At 73.9% G+C, this 19,397-nt stretch carries 14 protein-coding genes; 2 read left to right on the top strand and 12 right to left on the bottom strand.

Going from position 1 to position 19,397, the window contains the following annotated elements; all coding sequences use genetic code 11:
• Positions 1-38 precede the first annotated feature (38 nt).
• Complete coding sequence (locus AB0L45_RS24050; protein WP_365843146.1) at positions 39-395, bottom strand: hypothetical protein; 357 nt, start codon at positions 393-395, stop codon at positions 39-41.
• Positions 396-605: 210 nt separating this feature from the next.
• Positions 606-1,718 (bottom strand): DUF5925 domain-containing protein, encoded by a 1,113-nt coding sequence (locus AB0L45_RS24045; RefSeq protein WP_365843144.1) that lies wholly within the window; start codon positions 1,716-1,718, stop codon positions 606-608.
• A gap of 155 nt (positions 1,719-1,873) precedes the next feature.
• On the opposite strand from AB0L45_RS24045, the gene AB0L45_RS24040 reads away from it, so the two are divergent.
• Complete coding sequence (locus AB0L45_RS24040) at positions 1,874-3,319, top strand: xylan 1,4-beta-xylosidase (RefSeq protein ID WP_365843142.1); 1,446 nt, start codon at positions 1,874-1,876, stop codon at positions 3,317-3,319.
• A gap of 3 nt (positions 3,320-3,322) precedes the next feature.
• Here the strand turns inward: AB0L45_RS24040 and AB0L45_RS24035 are convergent, their stop codons facing one another.
• The 6 genes from AB0L45_RS24035 to AB0L45_RS24010 form a co-directional block, all read right to left on the bottom strand.
• Entirely contained in the window at positions 3,323-7,114 is a 3,792-nt protein-coding gene (locus AB0L45_RS24035; protein ID WP_365843283.1) for a lipopolysaccharide biosynthesis protein, read from the bottom strand.
• A gap of 130 nt (positions 7,115-7,244) precedes the next feature.
• Complete coding sequence (locus AB0L45_RS24030) at positions 7,245-8,057, bottom strand: polysaccharide deacetylase family protein (protein ID WP_365843140.1); 813 nt, start codon at positions 8,055-8,057, stop codon at positions 7,245-7,247.
• Positions 8,054-9,193, bottom strand: a complete 1,140-nt coding sequence (locus AB0L45_RS24025) for a glycosyltransferase family 2 protein (protein WP_365843138.1) — start codon at positions 9,191-9,193, stop codon at positions 8,054-8,056. Before AB0L45_RS24025 ends, AB0L45_RS24030 begins: the two co-directional genes overlap by 4 nt.
• A complete protein-coding gene (locus AB0L45_RS24020; protein WP_365843136.1) occupies positions 9,190-10,005 on the bottom strand; it encodes a glycosyltransferase family 2 protein in 816 nt (271 codons plus the stop codon). Before AB0L45_RS24020 ends, AB0L45_RS24025 begins: the two co-directional genes overlap by 4 nt.
• Positions 10,006-10,392: 387 nt before the next feature.
• Entirely contained in the window at positions 10,393-11,490 is a 1,098-nt protein-coding gene (locus AB0L45_RS24015; RefSeq protein WP_365843134.1) for a GNAT family N-acetyltransferase, read from the bottom strand.
• A 1-nt stretch (position 11,491) separates the two neighbouring features.
• Entirely contained in the window at positions 11,492-11,983 is a 492-nt protein-coding gene (locus tag AB0L45_RS24010; protein ID WP_365843132.1) for a hypothetical protein, read from the bottom strand.
• A 448-nt stretch (positions 11,984-12,431) separates the two neighbouring features.
• On the opposite strand from AB0L45_RS24010, the gene AB0L45_RS24005 reads away from it, so the two are divergent.
• Positions 12,432-13,238, top strand: coding sequence for an SGNH/GDSL hydrolase family protein (locus AB0L45_RS24005; protein WP_365843130.1), 807 nt, complete (start codon positions 12,432-12,434; stop codon positions 13,236-13,238).
• Positions 13,239-13,285: 47 nt separating this feature from the next.
• Here the strand turns inward: AB0L45_RS24005 and AB0L45_RS24000 are convergent, their stop codons facing one another.
• From AB0L45_RS24000 to AB0L45_RS23985, 4 genes are read right to left on the bottom strand one after another with little or no spacing between them, the layout of a single operon-like run.
• Positions 13,286-14,815, bottom strand: a complete 1,530-nt coding sequence (locus tag AB0L45_RS24000; protein ID WP_365843128.1) for a serine/threonine-protein kinase — start codon at positions 14,813-14,815, stop codon at positions 13,286-13,288.
• Positions 14,816-14,860: 45 nt separating this feature from the next.
• Complete coding sequence (locus AB0L45_RS23995; RefSeq protein WP_365843127.1) at positions 14,861-16,375, bottom strand: nickel transporter; 1,515 nt, start codon at positions 16,373-16,375, stop codon at positions 14,861-14,863.
• A complete protein-coding gene (locus AB0L45_RS23990) occupies positions 16,372-17,730 on the bottom strand; it encodes a tetratricopeptide repeat protein (RefSeq protein WP_365843124.1) in 1,359 nt (452 codons plus the stop codon). The genes AB0L45_RS23995 and AB0L45_RS23990 overlap by 4 nt, the downstream gene beginning before the upstream one ends.
• On the bottom strand, positions 17,727-19,325 hold the full coding sequence (locus AB0L45_RS23985; protein WP_365843121.1) for a DUF4331 domain-containing protein: 1,599 nt from the start codon (positions 19,323-19,325) through the stop codon (positions 17,727-17,729). Before AB0L45_RS23985 ends, AB0L45_RS23990 begins: the two co-directional genes overlap by 4 nt.
• Positions 19,326-19,397: the final 72 nt, after the last annotated feature.

Genomic DNA, 19,397 nt, shown 5'->3' with positions numbered 1-19,397 from the left:
GGCACCGTCTGACGGATGAGGAGACGCCCGCAGGCCGTTCAGCGCAGCCAGGCGGGGTGGCTCCTGGGCCGGGGGAGGCCGGGGTACGGGGCCGGGTAGGCGACGCGCGTGACGATGTGGCAGTGGTTGCACCACCACAGGCAGCCGTCCGCGTCCACATCGTCGCCTTCGCACGCCATACAGGTGTCGCCCGCGACGGTCGCCGCCACGCCGCGGTGGTTGCCGTTGGCCATCCGCCGCTCGTACGCCGTACGTTCCAGCGCGTAGCAGCGCAGGCACAGCGCCTCGTTCAGGCCGGGCAGCTTGACCGTGTCCTGGCCGCACGGGCACAGCAGCACGCCGACATGGCGCGGATCCAAGCCGACCGGCCCGCCGCGCGGCCTCCCTTGACTCATGCCGGAACCTTTCCTGTACCGGCGCATCCACTGCACCGCGTCTTCACTGAGCCACCGCCCGGCGTCTCCCACTCGACCTCCCCGGCACCGCCGCAGTCCGGGCAGTCCTGCTCCGGCGGCATCCGGTCGGCCATGGCGTCCATCCTCCTCTTCGGCGCGCGGGGCCGCTGGGCTTTGGGCTGATCAGTTGATCGTCCGACTGCCGCGCCGCTACAGGTACAGCCCCGCGTCCGCCCCCGAGTCCTGCGCCGGGACCGAGGCGGGGCCGGTGCCGCGGCGCAGCGCGTACAGCTCCGCGAGGGTCGCCCCGTCGCGGCCGACGCCCTCCTCCTTGCCGAGCCAGCGCACCGCCTCCGTGCGGTTCAGCGGGCCCACCTCGATACGGGCCAGGCAGCGGCCGGGGCGGACCACCGCGGGGTGCATCCGCTCCAGGTCCTCGTTGGTCGTCACACCGACCAGGACGTTGCGGCCCTGGCCGAGCAGCCCGTCCGTCAGGTTCAGCAGCCGGGACAGGGCCTGCCCCGCCGTGTGCTTGGCCTCGCCGCGGACCAGCTCGTCGCAGTCCTCCAGCAGGAGCAGCCGCCAGCGCCCCTTGCCGGCCGCGTCGTCCTCGCCGATGGCGATGTCCATCAGGTAGCCGATGTCGTTGAAGAGGCGCTCCGGGTCCAGGACGCAGTCGACCTGGCACCAGTCGCGCCAGGAGCGGGCCAGGGTGCGCAGCGCGGAGGTCTTGCCCGTGCCGGGCGGTCCGTGCAGCAACAGCAGCCGTCCGGAGATCTCCTCGGGGGCCACCTTCATCAGCCGGTCCAGGGCCTCGGCCACCGGCGCGGTGTAGTTGGGGCGGATCTCGTCCCACGTGCCGGCGGAGATCTGCCGGGTCGTCCGGTGCGGACCGCGCCGGGGGGAGAGGTACCAGAAGCCCATCGAGACGTTCTCCGGCTGGGGCTCCGGTTCGTCCTCCGCGCCGTCGGCGGACTGGCCCAGCACCTTCTGGGCCAGTTCGTCGGTGGTGGCCGTGACGGTCACGTCCGCGCCGCGGTTCCACCGCGAGATCAGCAGGGTGAAGCCGTCGCCCTCGGCGAGGGTCGCGCTGCGGTCCTCGTCACGGGCCGAGCGCAGCACCTTGGCGCCGGGCGGCAGCAGCGTCAGGCCGGATTTGACCCGGTCGACCGAGCGGCTGCGCGCGTACGGCTGCGCACCACTGGCGAAGCGCCCCAGGAACAGGGCGTCGACGACATCGGACGGCGAATCGCTGTCGTCCATGTTCAGACGGATCGGGAGGGACTCCTCGGCGGGGGACGGCTGGACGCGGTCGGCACACATGCCCCTCATGATCCGGCAACAGCGGCCCCCGCGTACACGGAATTTCCCCTGTCACCGGGTCTTTCTCCGGGAACGCCGGCGCCAGGCGGACGCCCGCCCCGCACTTACCGGGAAACCGGCCGCCCGGCCCGCGAAGCTGGCTAGGCTGGCTCGTTGTGGGACGTCATGGGGAACGTCACGGTGGGGACGGGCACGGCGGTACGGAAGCGGCGCCGCCGCACCCCGCGGAACCGCCGGGCACCGCAACGGTCAGGCCACGCCGCAGGGTCCGCAACCGGCACCGGGCCGCCGCCCTGCTCGCGATGGGCGTGGCGGCGCTGGCGATGGCGCTGGCGATGTGCGGCTTCCCGCCGGAGAGCGGCGGCAACGGCGGACGGGCCGCCGCGTCCCCCGCCGCGCAGGTCGGCTGGGGCTTCACCCACACCGAGTACAGCGCGGACCGCGGCGAGCAGGCGGCCACCGCGAGCGCCGGCCGGCTGCTGTCCGGCGACCCGATGCCGCAGAACCAGCACATCATGGGCTGGGGCGCGCAGAACCCCGAACCGAGCCCGGGCACGTACGACTTCAAGGAGCTGGACAGCCGCGTCGACCTGATGCGCCGCACCGGCGGCACGCCCGTACTGACGCTGTGCTGCGCCCCGGACTGGATGAAGGGCGGCAAGGCCGGGCGGACGGACTGGAGCGAGCTGGAGAAGGCGCCGAGTCCGGAGCACTACGCGGACTTCGCCGCGCTGGCCGGCACGATCGCCCGCCGCTATCCGGACATCCGGCACTTCATCGTCTGGAACGAGCTGAAGGGCTTCTTCGACGAGGCCCGCAACCGCTGGGACCACGAGGGCTACACCCGCCTGTACAACATGGTCTACCGGGAGCTGAAGAAGGCCGACAAGGACAATCTGGTGGGCGGCCCGTACGCGGTCATGGACAGTTACGCGCCCGGTGACGACACGTACGCCTCCGACGTCAAGGGGCCGTGGGGCAGTCTCGACCGGCGCACCGTCGACGCCGTCGAGTACTGGAACGAGCACAAGGCGGGCGCGGACTTCGTCGTCGTGGACGGCTCCAGTTACACCAAGGACGACCGGTACGTGCCCGACGCGTTCACCGCGCCCCGTAAGTTCGCCGACGTCGGGCGCTGGCTGCGGGAGACGACCGGCCTGCCCCTGTGGTGGGCGGAGTGGTACGTCGAGGTCGCGGACCGCAACGACGACCGCAAGGGCTGGAGCGAGCCGCGCCGCACCGCCACCCAGGCGAGCGCGCTGATCTCCATGGCCGAGGGCGGCGCCACCAGCGGCTTCTACTGGAACCCGCAGAACGAGGGCGCCGACTGCCCCGGCTGTCTGTGGCGCAGCACCGAACTGCGGGACGGCGGCGGCCGGCTGCCCATGATGGACCTGCTGTCCCGCTTCTCCCGCGCGTTCCCGCCCGGTACGTCCTACGAGCACGTCGCCGTGGGCGGGGCCGGCCGCGCGGACGTCCGCGTCCTCGCCGACGACGAGGAGGTCCTGGCCGTCAACACGCGCGACCGCCCCGTACGGGTGACGGTGGACGGCAAGCCCGTCACGCTGGACGCGTACGGCATCCAGTGGCTGAAGCGCTGAGGCTCACGACATCGACACGAACCGCTGGACCAGCGCCACCAGGAAGACCAGCAGCAGCGGCAGGGCGAACCAGAAGGAGCTCTGCATCCAGCGCAGCTTGCGCACGCTCGGCCGCAGCGCCACCCGCACCACTTCGCGGACCGCGAGCAGCAGGATCAGGGCCCCGGCCGCCAGCGCGCCGACCACCGACCACGACGTCCACGTGATGCGCGGGCCGACCGGGCCGGGATCCGGCTCGTCCACCGGCCCCGGCGGCTGCTGCTTCATCTCGTAGAGCGCCGCGTGCTCGTTGCTCAGCACCCGGCGCAGCTCGGGCCGCTGGTCGAGGGCGGTACGCAGCCGCTGCTCCCAGCTCCTGGCATAGCCCGAGCCCAGGCGCAGCGACTCGGCCTGGGCGCGGTTGACCATGAAGTAGGACTGCGGTCCGGCGTCGCGCAGCGCGTCGACGACCGAGTCGGTCAGGACCGGGTCGCGTGGCGCCGGAATGGGCACGTACTGCACCCGTTCCATGTCCTTGGCCCCCCACGGTATGGCCGGTGTGACATCGTCGACCGTGTTGGCGGTCGGCCACAGCAGTCGCGCCGTGGGCCGGTCGTGCGCGTAGACGTAGTCCATCGCGGCCACCTCGCCCGGCCGGACGCGCTCGAACGGCTCGTTGCCCCAGCGCACCACCAGGAAGCCGGTCACCAGCACCACGCCCGTCAGCAGGGCGGCGAGCGGCCCCAGACCGCGGCGGGCGCCGCCGGCGTGCGGGAACAGCGCCAGCGCGCCCAGGACGCAGGCGCCGGGCAGCGCGAACATGAACACCCGCAGCGCCATCTCGCCGCCGTAGGACTGCATGCCGAAGGCGAGGAACGGCACGAAGGTCAGCACCAGCAGCGACCGTTCGGAGAACCCGGCGGCCCGCCGCCGCAGCACACCCCAGCAGGCCAGTGCCAGGACCCCGCCGGCCAGCGCCACCCGCGCGTACAGCACCAGTTTGTGGACGCTGTCGCCGGTGCCGATCCGGCCCGTGACGGACGAGGAGACGTTCCCGCCGATGCCGCCCACCCCGCCGAACAGCTCGTCGAAGTGCCCGGACCAGTACGGCTCGGCGAGGAAGCCGACCCAGACCACGACCACCACGCCGAACAGCAGCGGCAGCCCGTACAGGGACGTACGGCGCACCAGCACCAGGAAGGTCAGCACACCCAGCATCACGAACGGCGTGAGCTGGTGGCCCGCCACGGACGCCGTGAACAGCAGCGCCAGCACGGCCAGCAGCGTCACCCGCTGCCCCCGCCCGGCCGGCGCGACCTCCGCCTCGCCGGGCCAGCGCTTGCCGCGCAGCACCCGCGGGTCGCGGAACCACACCAGCAGGATCGCCGCGAAGACCAGGTACAGCAGGTACGTGAAGCCCTGCGGCGAGAAGTAGTCCTGGCCGACCCAGCCGCACAGCGCGAACAGCCACGCCGCGCTCCACTTCGCCCGCCAGCCCGCCCGTACGGACTTCAGCAGCAGGAACACCGGGGCCAGGTACAGCAGCTGGATGGTCAGCGGCCACCAGCGCAGCACCTCGGTGAAGTCCGTGACGCCGCACGCCTCGGCGAGGAACTGGGCCGCCGCGAAGAAGCCGGGCCAGCTCCAGCGCGCGTCCAGGTCCGGCACGGCGGAACCGGTGCGGTCGATGTGGTCCAGGAAGCCCAGGTGCTGCCAGGCCGTCGGGAAGCGCGGTTCGGCCTCCAGGACGGCGGGCAGCGCGTGCAGGGCCACCACGGTCAGGATCAGTACGGCCGTGAGCAGGGCGCGCCGCGGCCGGGACAGCCACAGGGCCGACGCGAAGGCCAGGACGAGCAGCACGGCGCCCAGCAGGGTCGCCGCGGGCAGCACGCTGATCAGGCCGAGACCGTTCATCCGGTCCAGGTCGGCGTCGCCCATGCCGCGCAGCGGCAGCCAGAACAGCGCGACGGCGGCGGCCAGCAGGGCCCAGATGCCGATGTCGGGGCGGTCGCCCAGCCGGGCCGTGAGCCGGTTGCCGAGCGGGCCGGATGCCGCGAGCCGGGCCTTGAGGAGGGCGGACGCGGCGGGGCGGGTCCTGAGCGGGGCGGACGGGGCGGCGGGTGGTCCGGGGGCCGGGCCCGGCCGGGCCGGTGGCGCACCGTCCGCCTCCGGTGCCGCGGCAGGCTCCACCCGGAGAACCGTCGCGGGCGCCGCGGGCGCCGCGGCCGCCGTCGGGGCCGGGGGCACCGGCCGCTCCGCAGCGCCGTCCCGGCCAGTACCGCCGTCCCGGCCCGTAGCACCGTCCCCGTCGCCCTGCGCCCAGGTCGGCGCCGGCGGCCGGACGTCCGGCCGGCGCTCCATGTGCTCGAAGTCCACGTGCAGTCCCAGGGGCATCGTGTCGACGTCCCCCAGGGCCCGCTGCGCCCACCGGGGCCGGTGCGGCACCGCGTCGGCCGCGTCGCCCGCCGCCTCCCGTGCGCGGTCGGGAGCCGGCGGTACGGCGGTGTCCGGGCGGGGCGCCCGCGCGTCCCCCAGATCACCGTTGACGGCCAGGTCCGCCAGGTCCCCGTCCGGCGCCAGGCCCTCGGCGGGCGCCCGTGTCAGCGGCGCGGAGGGGCGTCCCTTGAGGATGCGGTACAGCTTGACGGACGCGATCGAGACGATCACCGCCAGGCTGGAGATCTCCGCGACACCCGCACCGGTCAGCCCCATCCGCGGCAGCAGCAGCACCGTCAGGCCGAGGACCAGGACGCACAGCAGGCCCTGCATGTACGCCAGGCCGGAGGTACGGCTCTGGGCACGCAGCACCGCGAAGTAGACCTCCATCACGACGCGCAGCGCGGCGCCCACCGCGAACCAGCGCAGCAGCGGGGTGGCGGCGTCCGCGTACCCCTGGCCGAAGACGGCGAGGATGTACGGCGCGCACACGAAGAGGAAGAGACAGACCGGGATCATGATCCGGGCCATCCGGCGCAGCGCCGCCCGGGTGTTCTCGGCCAGCCGCGCCGGGTCGTGCGAGCCCTCCACGGTCAGCGAGGCGCCCATGTTGATGGCGAGCAGGTTGACCGTGCCGCCGATGGTGGTGGTGATGTAGAAGTACGCGTTGTCGGCCGAGCTGACCTGGGAGGCGACCAGCACCGGCACCAGGTAGACGACGGCCAGCGAGAAGAGCGAACCGGTGTAGTCACCGGCCAGGAAGCGCCCCATCTCGCGCAGCGACGGCGGCCGGGCGGTCCGCTCGGTGGCCTTCACGTGCCGGGGCACCAGCCGCCGGAACACCAGCCAGCCCAGTGGCAGTACGGACATCCCGATGGCGGCCACCCACGAGACGAAGACCCCCGCTGTCGGTATCGCCGCGGCGAACGCGACCAGCAGCCCCAGCTTGACCGTGGAGAACACCAGGTTGCCCACCGGCACCCACAGCGCGCTGCGCAGCCCGGTCAGCACTCCGTCCTGGAGGGTGAGCACCGACCAGGCGACGACGGCGACGATGAACCCCAGCCCGTGGACCGGACCGTGCAGGAACCGGTACGACGGCCCCCACAGGTTCAGGGTGAGCAGGAAGACCGTCGCGGCGAGCGCGACGACCAGCGAACTGCCCAGGTACGTACGGCGGACCAGCCGGCCGGTGGAGCGCCCGGCGACCGGGATGTAGCGGGCCAGCGCGCCGGTCAGCGTCAGCGAGGTCAGCCCCGCCAGCAGCTTCATCGCGGCGATGGCCGCCGAGCCCTGGCCGACCGCGGACTCCGTGTAGTACCGGGCCGCGACCAGCCAGAACCCCAGACCGAGCAGTCCGGAGATGCCGGTGTTCAGCATCAGCGCGTAGGCGTTGCGGAACAGCGGGCTGCCTCCGCCCCGCGCGCCGGGGAGCCGGCCGCCGAACAGGCGCTTGCGCCCGTCCCCGGCCGGTCCCCGCTCCGTACGCCGCTCGGACCGGGTGGTCGTGTCAGACACGGCTTCCGCGCACCTTCCCCACTGCCTTGACTGCCTGACGGGTCCTGCGGACCACGGCGTAGCCCTTGGTGAGCGCCCGCTCCCGGGCGAAGTACCGACCGAGGGCCCGGCCCTCCACCAGCCGCGCGAAGTCCTCGGTACCGGTGTCGCGCCCTACCGTCAGCCGGGTCAGCGCGTACGGGCCCTGGCACCGCCCCGCCAGGGCGTTGTTCACCGCCAGCGACTGCCGGAAGCCCGCGCCGCGCACCGCCCGCCGCACCCGCCGGCTGGAGTGGCCGTACGGATAGGCGAACGACACCGGGGGAGCGCCCAGTTGCTCGGCGACGAGCTGCTTGCAGCGGGTGACCTCGAACCACAGGCGGTCGTCGGACATCTGGTCCAGCTGCGGGTGGCTGTGGCTGTGGCCGCCGATCTCCACACCGGAGGCGGCCAGTTCGCGGGTCTGGTCCCAGTCCAGCATGGTGTCCAGGGCGCCCCCGGTGTCGTACGGGCCGCGCAGCCAGCCCGTCGAGACGAAGAGGGTGGCCGCGAAACCGTGCTTGGACAGCGCGGGCAGGGCGTGCCGGTGCACGCCCTCGTAACCGTCGTCGAAGGTGATCAGCACCGGCCGCTCGGGCAGCGGCCGGCCGCCCCGCCACGCCGTCCCCAGCTCGGCCGTGGTCAGCGGGGTGAAACCGCGGTCGTCCAGCACCGCCATCTGCTCGGCGAACGCCCGCGGTGTCACGGACAGGTCCAGCGCGGCCGGCGCGGGCGCGTGCGCGACCGCGTGGTACATCAGGATCGGCACCCTGCACGGTGCGCTCATGCCACCGCCCCCTCATTCCCCGGAGACGAAGACTCCCCGCCCGCCCGGGCAGTTGCGGGCAGCGTCAGCTTGGCCGGATCGTGCGGGCCCGTGGGGTACCGGGCCGTACCTCCCGTCCCGTCCGGTACGGGCACCACCACGAAGCCGCTGCCCGTCGTCCGCCTGTCGCGCCGCGCCCGCAGGCTCCCGAGCGCGTAGCCGAACGCGGTGGCGGACACCCCCGCGACGATCGCGCCCGCCCGGCCGGCGCCGCCCGGCCGCCGCAGCAGCGCGTCCCGCACGCCGCGCGCGATGCCCGCCGGCAGTACCCGGGTCGCGTAGCGCCGCTCCGCCGACAGTCCGTCCCGGGCGCCCACGCTGCGTGTCACCAGCGCTTTGGACAGGCCCTCCGCGTACGTACGGGAGCGGAAGTACGCGAAGCGCTCCCGGCCCTCCGGCACCCGGTGGTGGATCACCGCCCGGTCGTCGACCAGCAGCACGGCGTCCGGCACCGCGCGGGCCAGCCGGATGCACAGCTCGGTCTCCTCGCAGCCCAGCGGGCGTTTCCCGGCGTCCCGGCCGATGCCGGTGGCGAACCCGCCGGCGATCTCGAACGCCTCCCGCCGGAAGGAGGCGTTGCCGCCCAGGACGTTGCGGACGCGGACCGTGTGCGGGGTGCCGGGGCCGGTGTCGGCGGGGAACAGTCCCCGGTAGGCGCAGCCCACCACCCAGTCGAACTCCTCGGGGAACCAGGCCGGCCGCCGCCCTGAGGCCCACACCGGCTCGGTCCGGCCGCCGACGGCCAGGACGCGCGGGCCGGCGTAGCCCTCGGCGAAGTGCAGCAGCCAGTCGCGTTCGGCCACCGCGTCGTCGTCCAGGAAGGCGATCACCTCGCCGGTGGACTCCGCGATGCCGGTGTTGCGCCCGGCGGACAGGCCGCGCGGCCCGGCGTTGGCCAGGACGCGTACCGGAGCGCTTCCCCCCGGTGACGTGAAACGTTCCCTCAGCCGGTCCAGCAGGGCCGGATTGTGGTCGACCACGAGCAGGGTCTCGTGGGCCGGATGGGACTGGTCGCGCACCGAGGCCACCGCGGCGAGGATGTCGTCCCAGCGGTCTTCGGTGTACGCGCAGATCACTACGGAGACACGGACGCTCAAGACGCCTCTCCCGTGATCACGGCCGGGCGGGCGGGGCGCTTGTGGCGCGTACTGCGCTCGCTCAGTATCACCTTCAGCACCCGGAACCCGTCCCGTACGGCGCGCAGGTTGCTCACGCCGTGGATGCGGTTGTACTCGTGACTGGGGATCTCCTGCACCTTCAGGCCGGCCTTGACCACGCGGATGTTCATCAGCGTCTCGACCTCGAACCCGGCGCAGTCCAGCGCGATCTGGTCCAGGCAGTGCCGCCAGAAGGCGTTGTAGCCGTAGCACAGGTCGGTGTAGCGGGCCCCGAACTTGGCGTTGACCACGGTGGTCAGCACCCGGTTGCCCAGCTTGCGCACCGGCGTCATGTCGTCGGTGCCGCCGCCGTTGGCGAACCGCGACCCCTTGGCGAAGTCCGCGCCCCCCACCAGCGCGGAGACATAGCTGACGATCTCGGCGCCGTCCGCGGAGCCGTCCGCGTCGACCATCACGATGATGTCCCCGGTGCAGGCGGCGAACCCGCTGATCAGGGCGTCCCCCTTGCCCTTGCCGCGCTGTTCGACGACCTTGACGTCCGGCCGCAGTTCGCGCGCGACCGCCACCGTCTCGTCGGTGGAATTCCCGTCGACCAGGACCACTTCGTGTATCCACTCCGGAAGTGTCTTGAAGACGTACGGAAGATTCTCGGCCTCGTTCATCGCGGGTATCACGACACTGACCGGCGGAGCTATGGCCAGATGCGAGGAAACGGGACGGTATTGACCCTCGGCGGGTACCGGCGTCAACGGCTTCTGATCCGTTTGTGCGGAGTGGAGGAATGAACTCATGAGTCTTTTTCCCTCTCGTCCGGTGGACCGCCCACCCCCGGGCGGCCCGGATGGGTATCCGGTTCGAAAGGGGGGTTCACACCCCGCTCAGGACGGCATGGATCTTCCCGCCGGGTGAACAGGGTGAGCTGGCATGCGTGTTTCCGGCCGCGCGGCTCGTGTCCCGATGATCGACGCGGTTCTCGTCATGTGAAGATCGGACACGGCACCCCCCTACCGCGCCCCGCCCCGGGCCCTGTCGCGGCGCTTGAGCCCTCCCCTAGAGCCGCCTTGCATGACGTGCCGGTGCGGGTGATGTACGACGGTATTGATGACTGGGACTCTATGGCAATACCTCGCCCTCGTATCCCGTTCCGGGTCATTGGCGTATATGGAGCGGTCCGCTGATCAACCGCGCGACCGGATTCGGCCCATCCGTTTGAGGAGGCGATCAGCCGGTCCGAACAATTCCGGCCGGGACACCACCGTGTTGCGCAAGGCCCGCACCGGGACGCGGTGGGCGCGGTGACCCAGCGCGACCGGATGGCGGTGCCGTGACACCCAGCCTTCGGAAACCGTCAGCTCCCGCGTCTTGAGACAGTCCTTGTACTGCTTCTCACCGCGTCCCAGGTCGATATAGGCCAGCCCCTCCGCGGCGGCCCCCTCGGCCATGTGCAGATGCAGCACCAGGCCGGGCGAGTATTTCGCGTACGCCGGGTCGTACGCGGGGAACCAGCAGGACAGCACCCGCTCGGAACGGATGCCGAAGTGCGCGGCGACCGGTGCCTCGCCCGCGTAGAGCACCGACAGCAGCCCGGCGAAGGACCCGCTACGGGTGTGGAAGAGCTGGTCGACGAGCTGGACGATCCAGGGGTGGGCGAAGCGGTCGCTCCGCCCCGTCCTGCGGTACTGCGCCGACTTCCAGTCGAGCAGCCGGTGCAGCACCGCCGGGTCGCGCTCGTCGTGCACGTACCGCAGCGGACCGGCCTCCCGGCCCAGCTTGCGCGCCTTGGACAGGGTCCGGCGGGTGAACTTCGGGGAGTTCTCCAGCAGCCACGCCCGGTACGTGCCGTACCCCTGGTCCACATCGACCACAGGGGAGGGGAAGCCGCGCAGCTGTGCCGTCTCGAAGGGCTTCTGACCCTCCACCAGGTGGTCGAACTCCAGCACCGACAGTCCGCAGGCGTGCAGCAGCTCCTGGGAGTCCCACTGGAAGCCGGGCCGGTGCACCAGCCCCTGGGCGTCGGAGACCCCCAGCCCGATCGCCCGCCCGATGCCCAGCGGTGAGCGCTGGAAGGGCAGGAACGCGGCCGGCTCGCCGTCCTCCCGGATCACCGCGATCCGCACGCCGCGCCGGCACCGGCCGACGGCGAGGGCGAACTCGGGTGCCAGGAACGGGTTCGCCAGCTGGGGTGTGCCCAGCAGGTGGGCCTGGGACTGCACGGTGCTCCACGCCGCCCGGTCGGTGCCGCTGAGTTCACCCGGGCGGTACACGCTGATGTCCACGTCAGTTCGTCCGACTTCCCCGTCCACGGGCGCCGGCACGCCGGCGCCGCACGCTGACCCCTAGGAATACGATGCCGCTGAGCACGGCGACGGCCACCACCCCGCCACGCGCCGACCAGACGTGCAGCGCGAGCATGGCCTGCGCGACCAGCAGGTCCACCGCGACGGCCGCGGCCCCCGCGACGACGGCCCTGCTCAGCGGGTCCAGCCGGCCCAGCGCGGTGGCGACGGCGGTGGCGGGCGCCAGCACCAGGAAGAACAGGGTGCACGGCGCACGCAGCGGCGAGGCGATGTCGGCGAGCGCCAGGAAGGCCCCCACCCCACCCACGGCCACCGCCGCCCCGGCCAGTACGGGCGCCGAGTCCGCGCGCAGCCGCCCGCCCGCGCCGGGCTCCGGGCCGCCCGGCCCGTCGCCTTCCGGACCGGCGTGCGCGGGCGCGTCGGCCTCCGGATCGCCGTCCGGCGCGTTGCCGTTGATGGTCTTGGTGTGCATTGGCAGCTTTGCCCCCCATAAGCGCCTGATGCCGGGCTTCAATGTCGCGCAGGGGGCGCGCGGCCGTCAAGACGCGACGAAGGCGTGAACGGGCCATGTCCACCGCGTGGTCGACGGTGGCCCCGGACCGCTCACGAAGGCGTCGGAGCAGGGGCCGAAGGCGACCTTCGGGCGGTTGCCGGACGGTCCGGACACCGGCGGAGCGCCGGTGCCGGGCGCGGCCGCCCGGGGTGGGGTGCTGTGCGCCGGGGGCGGTGTGGCCTGATCGCTGTGGTGGGCAACCCCGGCGTCCGTCCGCCGTCCGACGGGGTGTCATGTACGCCTGGCGCCGATATCGCGACACGTCCACCGAGGTCACTCGTGATCGTGAGTATCGGCGCCGACACTTCCCGTAACGAAGCGGTCCTGCTACATCAGGAGGGGCAGAGATCCTGCTCAGGGAGGTTCCATGAGACTGTCCCGATGCGCGGCGACGGCGTCCGCGTTCCTCGTCACCTCGGCGCTCGCGCTCTCCGGCGCGAGCGCCGCCGTGTCCGCCCCCCGGCCGAAAGCCACCGATTACGTCGCCCTCGGCGACTCCTACTCCTCGGGCGTGGGGGCGGGCAGCTACGACAGCGGCAGCGGCTCCTGCAAGCGCAGCACCAAGTCCTATCCGGCCCTGTGGGCCGCCGCCCACACCCCCTCGTCCTTCGGCTTCACGGCCTGCTCCGGCGCCCGTACGGGTGATGTGCTCGCCCAGCAGCTCGCCCCGGTCAACTCCGGCACGGACCTGGTGAGCATCACCATCGGCGGCAACGACGCGGGCTTCGCCGACACCATGACCACCTGTGCCCTCCAGGGCGAGGCGGCCTGCCTGCGGCGCGTCGCCACGGCGCGCGCCTATGTCCACCAGACGCTGCCCGCCAAGCTCGACCAGGTCTACGACGCCATCGACGGCAAGGCACCCGCCGCCCAGGTCGTCGTCCTCGGCTACCCCCGCTTCTACAAGCTCGGCGGCGGCTGCGCCGTCGGCCTCTCCGAGAAGTCCCGCGCGGCGATCAACGCCGCCGCCGACGACATCAACGCCGTCACCGCCAAGCGCGCCGCCGACCACGGCTTCACCTTCGCGGACGTCAACACCACCTTCGCCGGACACGAGATCTGCTCCGCGGCCCCCTGGCTGCACAGCGTGACCCTCCCCGTGGAGAACTCCTACCACCCCACCGCCAACGGCCAGGCCAAGGGCTACCTGCCGGTCTTCGGCGCCGCCGCCTGACCCGTCCCCGCCCCCCTCGGAGAAGTCCCGCCCCGTGCGGGACTTTTCTACGGCTGCGGACCGCCGCCGTCCCGCGAACCCGTCGCCCCGCCGTACGGTCCGCCGTCCGTGGCCCCGCCCGTCGCCCCGCCCGTGGCCGTGCCCGCGGAGGTGGTGGGCGCCGGCGTGGTCGGCCCGGCGGTGGTGGGGTGCGTCGTGGCCGGCGGCCGGGTGGTCGTACGGGGAGGGGTGGTGCGGGGGTAGGTGTGGCCGGGCGCGGTGGTGCCGGGGTACGTACGGCCGGGAGTCGTGGCGCCAGGGGTGGTGGCGGTCGCCGTACCGCCGGAGGCCGTCCGCCCCGGGGACGCGCCCCCGCCGCCCGTACCGCCCCCGCCGCCGGTGCTGCCCCCGGAGCCGCCGCCCGTCGTACTGCCCGGCGTACGGGCCGGTGTGCCGCCGCCGTCCAGCAGCGCGTACGCCACTCCGCCCGCCGCCAGCAGGGCGAGCAGCGCACCGGCCAGCAGCAGCCGGACCGAACGCCGCCGGAGCCGCTCGGCCTCCTGGCCGGCCGCGGTCGTCGTGGTGGCGGCCCCGACCGGCCCTCCGGCCGGCGAGCCGGTGGGCGGGCCGGACTCCTGCCACGGCGCCGCGGGCCCGTACCCGTACGCGGGCGCGCCGTGCCCGGCGGTGACCGTCGGCGGCTGGCCGGGCGGCACCACCACCGTGGGCGTGGCACCGCTGCCCGCCACCGCCTCCAGCATCCCCTGCGCCTCGGCCGCGTCCAGCCGCTCCCGCGGGTCCTTGCGCAGCAGCCCCTCCAACACGGGCGTCAGCGGACCCGCGCGGCGCGGCGGCGGCAGCTGCTCGTCGACCACCGCGCGCAAGGTGGTCAGCGGTGTGTCCTGACGGAACGGCGAGTGCCCCTCCACCGCCGCGTACAGCGTCACGCCCAGCGACCACAGGTCCGACTCCGGGCCCGCCTGCTGTCCCAGCGCCCGCTCCGGCGCCAGGAACTCCGGCGAGCCCACCAGTTCACCCGTCAGCGTCAGCGCGGCCGAGCCCGCCACCCGCGCGATGCCGAAGTCGGTCAGCACCACCCGGCCGTCGTTGGACAGCAGGACGTTGCCCGGCTTCACGTCCCGGTGCAGCACGCCCGCCGTGTGCGCGACCCGCAGCGCGGCCAGCACCTGCGCCCCGATGCCCGCGGCCCGGGCCGGCGCCATCGGGCCCTCCGCGTCCAGGGTCTCGGCCAGCGACAGGCCGCGCACCAGCTCCATGACGATCCACGGGCGCCCGCCCTCGGACACCACGTCGAAGACGGTCACCACGTTGCGGTGCGAGATCCGGGCCGCGGCCCGGCCCTCCCGCTCCAGCCGCGTGTACAGCAGCTGCTCCTCGCGGCCCGACAGGTCGCGCGGCGCCCGTACCTCCTTGACGGCGACCTCGCGGGCCAGCAGTTCGTCCCTGGCCCGCCACACCACTCCCATGCCGCCCCGGCCCAGCTCGTCGACCAGCCGGTAGCGGTCCGCCAGCAGCCGTCCGCCGTCCCCGCCGCCCCGCTGGCCGCCGGTTCCCGCACCGCCAGGACCCTCGCTCATGGACGAGCCCCCCCTCGCGAAAGAGCGATCCGGTGGAAACGTACCTCAACCCAGCGTTGTTGCCGCCCCCTTGAGCAGCAATCCGCAGCCGAGCAGGAGGACGACGGCGGCGGTGCCGACGGGAGCCAGCCGGTGCGCGGCGGACAGCAGCCGCGCACCGGCCCCCCGTCCGGCGGTCAGCCGGCCACCGAGCCGCAGCGTCAGCCGGACGGCGAGCAGACCGGCCGCGGCCAGCGCCCCGGCCAGCCCCGCGCCGTACGCGACGACCAGCAGGAACCCGAACCACGCCTGGCCCAGCGCCGCGGCACCGACCAGGACCACCACCGCGGAGGGGCTCGGCACCAGCCCGCCGGCGAACCCGAGCAGGACGATGCCGCGGAGGCCGGGGCGGGTGGGGTGATGGTGGTGGTGTTCGTGAGGGTGCTGGTGATGATGGGAGTGGCCGTGTTCCTGCCCGTTCCCATGCCCGTGCCCATGCGCGTGCCCGTGCCCGTTCCGCCGCAGCCGCAGGGCGCGGCGCAGCAGTACGGCTCCGGCCCCGGCCACCAGGGCCCCACTGGCCACCCCGAGCCAGGCCACCACGGAGGGCGCGGCGGCCGACCCGGCGGCGATCAGCGCGCCCAGCGCGAAGACGCCGAGGGTGTGCGTCATGGTCACCGACAGGCCCAGGACCAGCACGTCCCGCCGCGAACTGCGGCCGCCCGCCGCCGCTGCCGCGGCCATCATGGTCTTGCCGTGCCCCGGCGCGAGCGCGTGCAGCGCGCCGAGCAGCAGGGCGGCGCCGAGGGCGAGGGCCGCGAAAGCGGGGGTCAGCGCGTGCCGGGCGACGAGTCCGGTCAGCGCCTGGGTCCAGCGGTCCGCGCCCCGCGGCAGGACGGACCCGGCGGGCGGGGCGGCCGCCGGCGGCGCACCGGCCGTCTCCGGCAGCGCCGGTCCGCCCGGCACGGCACGTACGGCCGCCGTGCGGCGGTCGGGCGGTGACGCCAGCACCTCCCGCGGATACGCGGCCAGCCGGCGGGAGGCCGACGCCGTGGGGACGTCGGACGCGGTGAGCCGGGTCCGGTCGCCGCGGGCCGTGATCTCCCGCCAGCCGGGCGCGCCGTCGCCCGGCGCCGCGCGGAACCGCAGTGCGGCCCGCCCGTCCGACGGCAGCCGCGCCGTCAGCCGGCACTCCAGACGCAGCGTCGGCAGCCCGGCCTGGCCGGGCCGGGCGGCGGCCGTGGCGCGTGCGGTCCGTAAGGCTTCCCGGCGCCCGGCCACGGTCAGCCCGCTGCCGCGGGCCGCCGTCGCGCAGCGCTCGCGGGCCCAGCCCGCCAGTTCCGTACGGCTCATCCGCCCGTCCCCGTCCCGGTCGACACGGGCCTTCTGCTGGGCGGCCGGGATCTCCGCGAGGTCTTCGACATGGTCCACGCGCAGTGCGCCGGGCCGCACGACCAGTCCGTCGTACTGGCTGACGGTGAAGTTGCCCAGGGGGTGCGCGCTCGCGGGACCGGCCGGTACGAGCAGCAGCAGGGCGGCCGCGAGCACCGTCACCAGCAGGGCGGCGGCCCGCCGGGTCACCGTCCGGCTCCCAGGGAGGCGAGTGCGGACCGGGCCGCGGCCGCGCCCGTGGGCGAGAAGCCGGGGTCCTGGCGCAGGGCCGCGGTCAGGTCACGGCGGGCGTCGGCGGCCCGGCCGAGCGCGCGCTCGATCATGCCGCGGTGGTAGCGGAACGCCGCGTCCCGGAAGCCGGGGGCGGCGGCGCGCTCGGTGTAGGGGAGGGCTTCCCGGTCCCGGCCGGTCCGGTGCAGGGCCCAGGCCAGGGCGTCGGCGCTGTGCACGGTGTGGCGGCGGCCCCATTCGGCGCGGGCGGCGCGCAGGGCGGCCTGCCGGTCGCCGTGGTCGGCTTCGATGAGCGCGGTGTCCAGGTCGACGGCCACGCCGTTGGCGCGCGCGAGGTCGGTCCAGGTCCCGGCCAGGGCGTACTGCCGCTGGGCCGCGGCCCGTTCGCCGCGCGCTTCGTAGACCTCACCGAGCGCCGCCAAGGGGCCGGGCAGCGGGTAGCGGCGGACCACTTCGCGCAGTTCGCGGGCTGCCGTGCCCAGTTGCCCGCGCGCCGCGTAGGTGCGGGCCCGGCCTTCCAGCGCGGGAAGATGCCCGGGTACGGCCCGCAGCGCGGCCCCGTAGTGCCGCAGGGCCGTCACGTACTGGCCCTGACCGCGCGCCAGGTTGCCGAGCGCTGTGGCGACGTAGGCGATGTCGTCGGGCTGCGCGGCCGACCGCAGTGCCAGGTCCAGCACCGTCCGGGCGCCGTCGGTGTCACCGTGCAGCTCCCGTACGTACGCGAGCCGCGTGAAGGCCGGAAGTCCGGGGCGTACCGCGTCGGCGTGCCGTGCGGCCGCCAGCGCCGCGTCGTAGCGGCCCAGTTCGACCAGTGCGTCCACGCGGACCGCCAGCGCCCGCTCGCTGTACGGATTGACCGCGAGCGCGGCGTCCGCGTCCCGCAGCGCGGCGCGGAAGTCGTGCCGGGCGGCGGCGAGCGCTCCCCGCCCCGCCAGCCCGGCGTCGTTGCCGCGCGGCCGGAGCGCCAGCGAGCGGCCGAGGGCGTTCTCGGCCTGCGGATAGCGGGTCGGGTCGCCGGTCGTACGGGCCTGTTCGACGTAGGCCGCGCCGAGCTGTGCCCAGCCGGACCAGTCCCCGGGCCGCTCCCGCAGCCGTGCCTGGAGGGCGTTGACGGTGCCGGTCAGGCCGGCTGCCGCGCCGCGGCCCACGGGGACGTCGGGCGGCGACGGCGCGGGCACGAGGGCGGGTGCCCGGCCGCCGCCACCGCCCAGGGCGAGCCCGCCGATGGTGACCGCGCAAGCGAGGAGCAGCACGGTCACGACGGCGGCGGCCAGCCGGCCACGCGCGCTCCTGGGCGTCCTGGGGTGCTTCAACGCCCGGCCCTCGCGCGCCGGTTGGCACGCAGCCACAGCAGGCCGGTCCCGATGAGCACCAGTCCGGCGGCGCCCGCCGACGCGGACGCGATCAGTACGGCGTCGTCACTGTCACCCGTGCCGCTGTCCTGCGACCGCAGTCCGGTCCGCAGCCCGGCGGACTGGTTCGTCGTGCCCTGGCCGCCGGAGCCGGTGCGGTCGGCACCGGACTTCTTGGCCAGCGGTCCTTCGGAGCCGGAGGTGGGCAGCGCCAGGTAGGGGAAGGTCTTCCCGAAGGCCAGGTCGTTGGTGTCGACCGCGTCCCCCAGGTCGTTCTTCTGCCCGACCAGCTCGCCCTCGACCACCTGGAGGGAGATGTCCACGACGTCGTCGGTGAGCCGCCGGCCGTTCGGGTAGCCCGCGTTGTCCCCGTCGAGGACGCCGAGCCGCTTGGGCTGTGCGGTGGGCCGGATGGAGGTGTTCAGCCGCAGCGCCTCCGCGGGGCGGACGTTGGGCGGCTGGTTGAGCTTCGGTATGCCGGTCAGGAAGGCCTGGATGAGGTCCTTGCGGGGCAGCGCCGGCGCCTTGATCCCGTAGATCTTCTCGATCAGGCGGGCCAGTTCGGGGTCGGTGACGTACTTCAGGAACTGCGCGTCGTTCCACGGCGCGGACGCGTTGAAGCGGTCCTTGTCCTTGACCGGTACGACCAGTTCGTTGACGAGCGGGCTGCCCAGCCGCGACACCTGCGACCAGCCGCCGGAGGCGTTCCTGCGCTGGGTGGTGGACCAGACGCCGATCACCGGCTGCGCGGCGGACTGCCGCAGTTCGCTCGTCGGCACCTGGAGGGCCACCGACTGCACGTTGTAGCCCTTGAGCGTGTCCCGGCCGACCTCGGAGAGGTCACCGCCGTACAGCAGGTCGAAGGCGCGCAGGTCCAGGAAGAACGGGTCGTCCGCCTGGCCCGCGAAGGTCTGCCCGCCGCCCGCGACCGGTCGCACCGCCTGGTCGCGGAGCTTCTGGTAGTCCGGCATCGAGGCCTTGCCCACGTTGGAGGGCGCGGCGGTCAGATCGTCGGCGATCTTCGAGCTGGAGACGACCTTCTGGTCCTTCAGGCGCAGCAGGTCGATGTCGTACGTCTGGTAGTAGTTCAGGTCCTTGTCGTCGAGCGAGGTGACCTGGCCGGTGTTGTAGAGGAACGTGTCGCCGCTGCGGTAGTGGTCCTTGAACGTCCACCGGTAGATCAGGTCGCCCTGGCCGTCCCCGTCGCTGTCCACGTGCACGTCGTACTGCGCGTCGGTGGCGAACTTGTAGAAGTTCGGGCCGCCGGCGGGCTCCGCGAACGGCCACCAGTTCACCGTCAGCGTGGTGGTGTCCGGCTTGTCGGGGCTCTGGTACGCGTACACGTCCGTGGTGTCGTACTCCGGCTGCCCGGAGATCTGCGGTGCCTCCCGGTGGCTGGAGGCCTGCGCGGAGCGGACCGCGAGCGGCCCGGCGGCCGCGCCGGCGATGCCCGCGGTGGCCAGCGAACCGCACGCCAGCACGGCGACGGTCCGGTGGCGCCTCCTCCTGCCTTTGCCTGGCCTGGCGTTCTTCTCGTCCTGCGCGGTGGCGGTCATCGTCCTCCCCCTCGGATGGGCCGGGCGGGCCGGCCTGGGCGCCCCGGTACGGCGGCGGTGCGGCCGTACCGG

Origin of the sequence: Streptomyces sp. NPDC052496 (assembly GCF_040679095.1) — a bacterium.
Taxonomy (GTDB): Bacteria; Actinomycetota; Actinomycetes; order Streptomycetales; family Streptomycetaceae; genus Streptomyces.
The sequence above is the reverse complement of the archived record's forward strand: the minus strand, read 5'-3'. Positions and strand labels throughout refer to the sequence as shown.

What these genes read in the sequence shown, in the direction of transcription:
- AB0L45_RS24050 (WP_365843146.1), bottom strand. Translation starts at nt 395, where the DNA reads ATGAGTCAAGGGAGGCCGCGCGGCGGGCCGGTCGGCTTGGATCCGCGC.
- AB0L45_RS24045 (WP_365843144.1), bottom strand. Translation starts at nt 1,718, where the DNA reads ATGTGTGCCGACCGCGTCCAGCCGTCCCCCGCCGAGGAGTCCCTCCCG.
- AB0L45_RS24035 (WP_365843283.1), bottom strand. Translation starts at nt 7,114, where the DNA reads ATGCTGAACACCGGCATCTCCGGACTGCTCGGTCTGGGGTTCTGGCTG.
- AB0L45_RS24030 (WP_365843140.1), bottom strand. Translation starts at nt 8,057, where the DNA reads ATGAGCGCACCGTGCAGGGTGCCGATCCTGATGTACCACGCGGTCGCG.
- AB0L45_RS24010 (WP_365843132.1), bottom strand. Translation starts at nt 11,983, where the DNA reads ATGCACACCAAGACCATCAACGGCAACGCGCCGGACGGCGATCCGGAG.
- AB0L45_RS24005 (WP_365843130.1), top strand. Translation starts at nt 12,432, where the DNA reads ATGAGACTGTCCCGATGCGCGGCGACGGCGTCCGCGTTCCTCGTCACC.
- AB0L45_RS23985 (WP_365843121.1), bottom strand. Translation starts at nt 19,325, where the DNA reads ATGACCGCCACCGCGCAGGACGAGAAGAACGCCAGGCCAGGCAAAGGC.
- AB0L45_RS24000 (WP_365843128.1), bottom strand. Translation starts at nt 14,815, where the DNA reads ATGAGCGAGGGTCCTGGCGGTGCGGGAACCGGCGGCCAGCGGGGCGGC.
- AB0L45_RS24020 (WP_365843136.1), bottom strand. Translation starts at nt 10,005, where the DNA reads ATGAGTTCATTCCTCCACTCCGCACAAACGGATCAGAAGCCGTTGACG.